5 protein-coding genes are annotated in these 5753 nt (G+C 38.9%); 2 read left to right on the top strand and 3 right to left on the bottom strand.

Translation table 11 applies throughout. The features are described from left to right. Positions 1-477: 477 nt before the first annotated feature. Positions 478-1863 (top strand): DegQ family serine endoprotease, encoded by a 1386-nt coding sequence (locus CDZ78_RS18180; protein WP_087871248.1) that lies wholly within the window; start codon positions 478-480, stop codon positions 1861-1863. 123 nt (positions 1864-1986) lie between these two features. After that, positions 1987-2751 carry a hydroxyacylglutathione hydrolase gene (gene gloB, locus CDZ78_RS18175; protein ID WP_087871247.1) on the top strand — a complete coding sequence of 255 codons (765 nt, stop codon included), beginning with the start codon at positions 1987-1989 and terminating at the stop codon, positions 2749-2751. On the opposite strand, the gene CDZ78_RS18170 is transcribed toward gloB, so the two are convergent. Genes CDZ78_RS18170 through CDZ78_RS18160 form a run of 3 tightly spaced genes read right to left on the bottom strand, consistent with a single transcriptional unit; the run spans position 2748 to position 5655 of the window. Beyond that, on the bottom strand, positions 2748-3743 hold the full coding sequence (locus CDZ78_RS18170) for an MlaD family protein (protein WP_087871246.1): 996 nt from the start codon (positions 3741-3743) through the stop codon (positions 2748-2750). The genes gloB and CDZ78_RS18170 overlap by 4 nt on opposite strands. A gap of 33 nt (positions 3744-3776) precedes the next feature. Continuing rightward, a complete protein-coding gene (locus CDZ78_RS18165; RefSeq protein WP_087871245.1) occupies positions 3777-4526 on the bottom strand; it encodes an ABC transporter ATP-binding protein in 750 nt (249 codons plus the stop codon). Between the two features lies 1 nt (position 4527). Continuing rightward, positions 4528-5655, bottom strand: coding sequence for an MlaE family ABC transporter permease (locus CDZ78_RS18160; protein ID WP_244559287.1), 1128 nt, complete (start codon positions 5653-5655; stop codon positions 4528-4530). Positions 5656-5753: the final 98 nt, after the last annotated feature.

The following is a 5753-nucleotide window of genomic DNA, read 5'->3' as shown; positions in this document are numbered from 1 at the left end:
AATGCTGGTGTATCGAGGTTTATTTTAGGTGGTTTTGCCATGTTTATAGCAAACCCCTACTTAATTCCCCTTAGGCAATAGCATTTGAAACGAATGAAAAGACTATTTTTTTCATATAGTTGTAGCATAGTTTCAATTTTACCATAAATAATTATTGGGAAACTTCAGTTGAGTAAATACATATTAGGGTTTTATTGTATGCTAATAATTATTTATGTCAAATAAATTTCCTAGTAATTTAGTAAACAATTATCACATTTACATAAAATACAATATATTTCATAAACTTACAATGATATTTAATATATTTCCCGCGTTTTATCTTGCTCTTGTATTTTTTAATTTTGCCTATAATATAGACCTAACAGCTTATGACCTGGTCGATTTGCCTTGCTTTAGAGAGCACAACATACTAACCTAGAGTCATCCCACACACTTGATACCACACTACCATTCACTTAGCAACAGGTATTTGACATGAACATTAAACAACAGCTTTTATTTACTTTGACTCTAACCATAACCATCATGGCTAGTTCAGTCCTGGCATTTAGTGACTCGCCTGATAATAACTATCCTTTATCTCCCAGCCAGGCAGTACCTACACTTGCACCCATGCTAAAAAAGGTATTACCTAGTGTGGTCAATATATCGACTCAAGGCACAGTCGCCGTAGAACAGCACCCGATGATGAATGATCCATTCTTTCGTCGATTTGCTCCCCAGATGCCTAAAGAACGACTAACACAAGGAATAGGTTCAGGTGTTATTGTCAATGCAAAAAAAGGCTATATTATTACCAATAACCATGTTATCGCTAATGCCGATACCATTTTTATTACTTTACAAAACAAGCAGAAACTAAAGGCTAAATTGATTGGTACCGATGCCGAAACTGATATTGCTGTTTTACAAGTAGAAGCCGGTGACCTAACCAGCATTCCGCTAGGTGATTCTGATAAATTACAGGTAGGAGATTTTGCGGTAGCGATTGGCAACCCATTTGGCCTAAGCCATACCGTCACTTCTGGCATGGTCAGCGCACTCGGGCGCACCGATTTAGGTATAGAAGGCTATGAAAACTTTATCCAGACCGATGCTTCCATCAACCCGGGAAATTCAGGTGGTGCTTTAATTGATTTACGTGGTCGCTTAATTGGTATTAACTCTGCCATACTTGCTCCTAGCGGAGGAAATATTGGAATTGGTTTTGCTATACCTATTAATATGGCAAAAAAAATCATGGATCAGTTATTAGAACATGGAGAAATTAAACGCGGTTTGCTAGGAGTACAGATTCAAGACTTAAGCTCCGACCTTGCTGATGCGATGGATTTAAAAGGTATTCATGGTGCACTGGTCTCTCGTGTTAGCCCGAAAAGTACGGCGAAAAAAGCAGGTATTAAGGCAGGCGATGTGATTGTTGCTGTTAATGGTAAAAAAATAACTGGCGCTAGCTCACTGCGTACCAATATTGGTTTAAAGCGTGTTGGTGAAAAAGTAAGTATCGATCTTTACCGCGACAAACAACGTAAAACAGTGACCGCAAAAATAGGCGGTTCTACACAGGGTCAAATGACAGCTTCTGCCACTAAGTTACCACTATTAAAAGGAGCGACTTTAAAAGAACTGAGCAAAAAACAACCTTATCAAGGCATTACAAAGGGATTATTAATCACTGATGTTCAAGCTAATAGCCCAGCCGCTCAGGTAGGTTTAATGGGGGGTGATATTATTCTGGCAGTGAACAAAAGAAAAGTTACATCAATTGCCGACTTAAATAAAGCCACAGCCCTATCACGTAACCAACTGTTAATTCATTTGCAACGCGGACAAAATTTCTTATATCTTGTTATTAAATAACTTGCATCGAGTGAGTAAGCCTTTCAATCTCTGCTTTTATCAGGTTTATTATTTATAACCATAAAGTATAAAGGGCATGAAGATAATAAAGGATGTTTTATACAACTAACCCCAGTGACTATTATGTTAGAAATACAACAGATTCCAGTACTCAATGATAACTATATTTATCTTATTCATGACCCTGAGTCCGGAGACACGGCCGTTGTTGATCCAGCAGTCGCAAATCCGGTTTTAAGTGTACTCAAGCAAAACAACTGGCAACTCAGCACAATTTTTAATACCCACCACCACACAGATCACGTAGGTGGTAACTTAAGTTTAAAAGAACAGACAGGGTGTACAATTGCCGGCTGTGCTGCTGACCAAGGGTGTATTCCAGGCATTGATATAAAACTATCGGAAGGTGATATCTTAAAGCTTGGCACTCATAGCATCCAGGCGATTAGTTGTGCAGGGCATACTTCCGGGCATATCGCTTTTTATATTCCCGACTCAGATGCCCTTTTCTGCGGTGATACACTTTTTGCCATGGGTTGCGGACGTTTATTTGAAGGAACTGCAAAACAGATGCAGCAATCCTTAAGCAAATTCACCGCCCTCCCCTTAAATACAAAAGTTTACTGCGCACATGAATATACAGTAGCTAATGCAGAATTTGCTATTTCTGTAGAACCTGATAATCAGGATTTACTTGAAACCATTGAACGAATTAAAGAGTTAAGGGCCAATAATCAGCCTACCGTGCCAACCACATTAGAACAGGAACTTGCGACTAATCCGTTTTTACGCGCTGATAGTGCAAGCATACAAAAAACTCTAGGTATGCAGGATGCATCTGAACTAGCTGTTTTTACTGAAATCAGGCAAAGGAAAAACCGGTTTTAGTTATGTTTCCCTTGAATGAGAGATTCAGGGTGTCGCTCCAGGTAATCCGCCAAAAAACGCATTGATTTAGCAGAGCGGCGTAATTCAATCAAGGTACTGTTCAGGTTTTGCTGTAACTGAGCATCTTTATTAAAAGCCTCACCTACACTATTTGCACTTAACTGAAATTGCTTAAGAGTCATATCAGTATTTGCCAGAGTTTGCTGCATATCTGCAAATAATGGCTCTACTGCAAGATCCATTTTTTTCATAATACTGCTGCTATATTTCAGCGTTCTTTCTGTATGCAGCGCAATAGATTCGGAACGCTGGTTAAAACTAGCTAAAATACCTTGTAATTCAACCAGAGAGGTAGATAAACCATGAATTGCCATGCGTGTATCTTCTGATCCGGTAATCTCCTTGAAATTTCTAACCGTAACCAGCAACTCAGCAAACAACTCCCGAATATTAATATTCTGAATTTCTCTCATCACATCCGTTACATTTTTTTTTACTTCCTGACTACTCGAGGTTATTGCAGGTAGCTCAACATAATCTTTGTTTAAATGAGTTAATGTCATAGGTGAATCAGGTTTTAATAAGGTTTCAATATACAACTGTCCCGTTACTATACTGGTATATTGCAGCTGCATACGCAAACCATTTTTGATCAACTGCTCCATCATCGTCTTGTCGCCATTAAACTCTTTAAACTGCAAAAGTAGCTTGCACTTTTCATGATCTATTTCAATAAAAACCGGGGTTAATATACGCCGGGGTTCCGGCTCCAGCTGCACATGTATATCCGTCACTTTACCAATGGGTACACCTTGCATTTTCACTAGGGCGCCTATCGACAAACCATTCACTGACTCATTAAAATAGATAACAAACTCTGACTTTTCAGAGAACCATTTACCACTGGTAAACACGGTAATGCCTAAAAGAGCAATACATACCGCCCCTAGCACAAAGATACCAATAATGGTTGGATTTGCTTGCTTACTCATTTACATCACTTTTCAACATAGTTTTATGTAGCATTATTTGATACCTCGACTTAAAAATCGCTGCACAATAGGATTAGGACATTCATTTAATAATTTTTTTGGTGCGCCTTGTGCAATCATTGTTTTACTCATCGAGTCGAGAAAGATTGAATCAGTACCAATCGCAAATAAACTAGGTAGGTCATGAGTCACCACGACAATGGTCGTACCTAAACTATCCTGAATACTTAAAATTAAATCATCTAATAATTTGGCACTTTCCGGATCCAGACCAGCTGAAGGTTCATCAAAAAACAAAATGTCTGGATCTAAAGCCAGAGCACGCGCTAAACCAGCCCGTTTTTTCATACCGCCACTAATTTCAGCAGGATAATACTCTTCAAAACCCACCAGCCCAACTAAAGCTAATTTTAAATAGGCCAGTCCTTTAATCTCATCAGCAGCCAAATCAGTATATTCTTTTAACGGTAGGGCAATATTTTCTTCTAAAGTTAAAGAGCTCCATAATGCCCCACTCTGATACATTACACCATTAGCACGCATGATTTTTTTTCGTTGCGCATCAGAAATTTGCCACAAATTTTTATTTTGATAAAAAATTTCACCCTGTGCAGGTTTTTTCAATGCCAGCAAATGCCGTAACAGAGTACTTTTACCACAGCCATTACCACCCATGACAATAAATATATCACCTTTGTGGATAGTAAAATTAAGCTGCTGCTGAATAATAAAATCATCATAGGCCATGGTTAAATTTTTAACTTCAATATGTACTTCTTTCATATTAAAAATCTATAATCTCGTAAACCACAGTCAAAACAGCATCCGCCACAACAATACTAACAATCCCTGCAACCACCGCAGCCGTTGCGGCATCACCGACCGAAGAAGAACTCCGACCACACTGCATACCACTCAAACATCCAGATAACGCGACAAGCACGCCAAAGACACAGCTTTTTATTAAACCGGTTAAAAAATCATCTAGATCTAATGCAGATTTCGTTTGTATTATGTATTCAACCACAGTAATATCCAGCATGGTTACACAGACTACCAGCCCACCCAAAATCCCCATTAAATCCGCATACAGACATAATAACGGCAACATGAAAATCAATGCCAGCATACGTGGTAATACTAAAAAATCAACCGGTGAAATGCCTAAGGTTTTCAGAGCATCGATTTCCTCATTCACCTGCATAGATCCCAGCTGTGAAGCAAAAGCAGCCCCGGTACGCCCAGCCATAATAATAGCGGTCATCATAGCGCCCATTTCACGCGCCATGCCTAGGCCAACTAAATTAGCAACATAAATTTGCGCACCAAATATTTTCAGCTGCATAGCTCCGACAAAGGCCAGAATCAAACCGACTAACAAACTGATTAAAGTGACAATAGGCAATGCTTTTGGCCCACAATCCTGCATTATCAACCATAAGTCCCGTTGCCGAAAACAGGCTTTGCCACGAAATAAACGTAAAGAACTAAAGTAAACCTCACCAACAAAAGTCAGCATAGTCTGCGTTTGTTTATAAAACTCTAGAGTTTTTTGCCCTAACTGCGCAAGGAATGAAGACTCTAGCTTAACTTTTTGGCCACTCTCACGCACAGGAAAAGCGGATGCCTGTTTTAATAATCCCAGAGCTGCAGCAGGCAAATCAGCCATATTCAGCTCTATATTTTGATCCTTACAATAAGCAGACAATTCAAATAAAAATAACACTAGACGGCTATCCCACCGCCCTAATTGCTGACCATTCACGTTTAATTGCACACAGTCTAGTTTGTGCAACTCATGCTTAACCTCAGTAAAAACGGGCATAATATTGCCCATTACCCAGTCACCCAAAATATGTGCCTGGGCAACTTTTTCATCACTTAAAGAAAGTTTAAAGATACATTTATTCAATGATAAACCCGTCATTCACGATAATACATAGTTAATATAAGCAATATTTATCAAGTGCCGTCAAGAAATTATTGCTTATTTTAGCTACTCAGAAAAAG

Source organism: Bathymodiolus platifrons methanotrophic gill symbiont (assembly GCF_002189065.1).
In the GTDB taxonomy this organism is placed as follows: domain Bacteria; phylum Pseudomonadota; class Gammaproteobacteria; order Methylococcales; family Methylomonadaceae; genus Methyloprofundus.
This window is presented reverse-complemented; position numbering and strand designations above follow the sequence as displayed.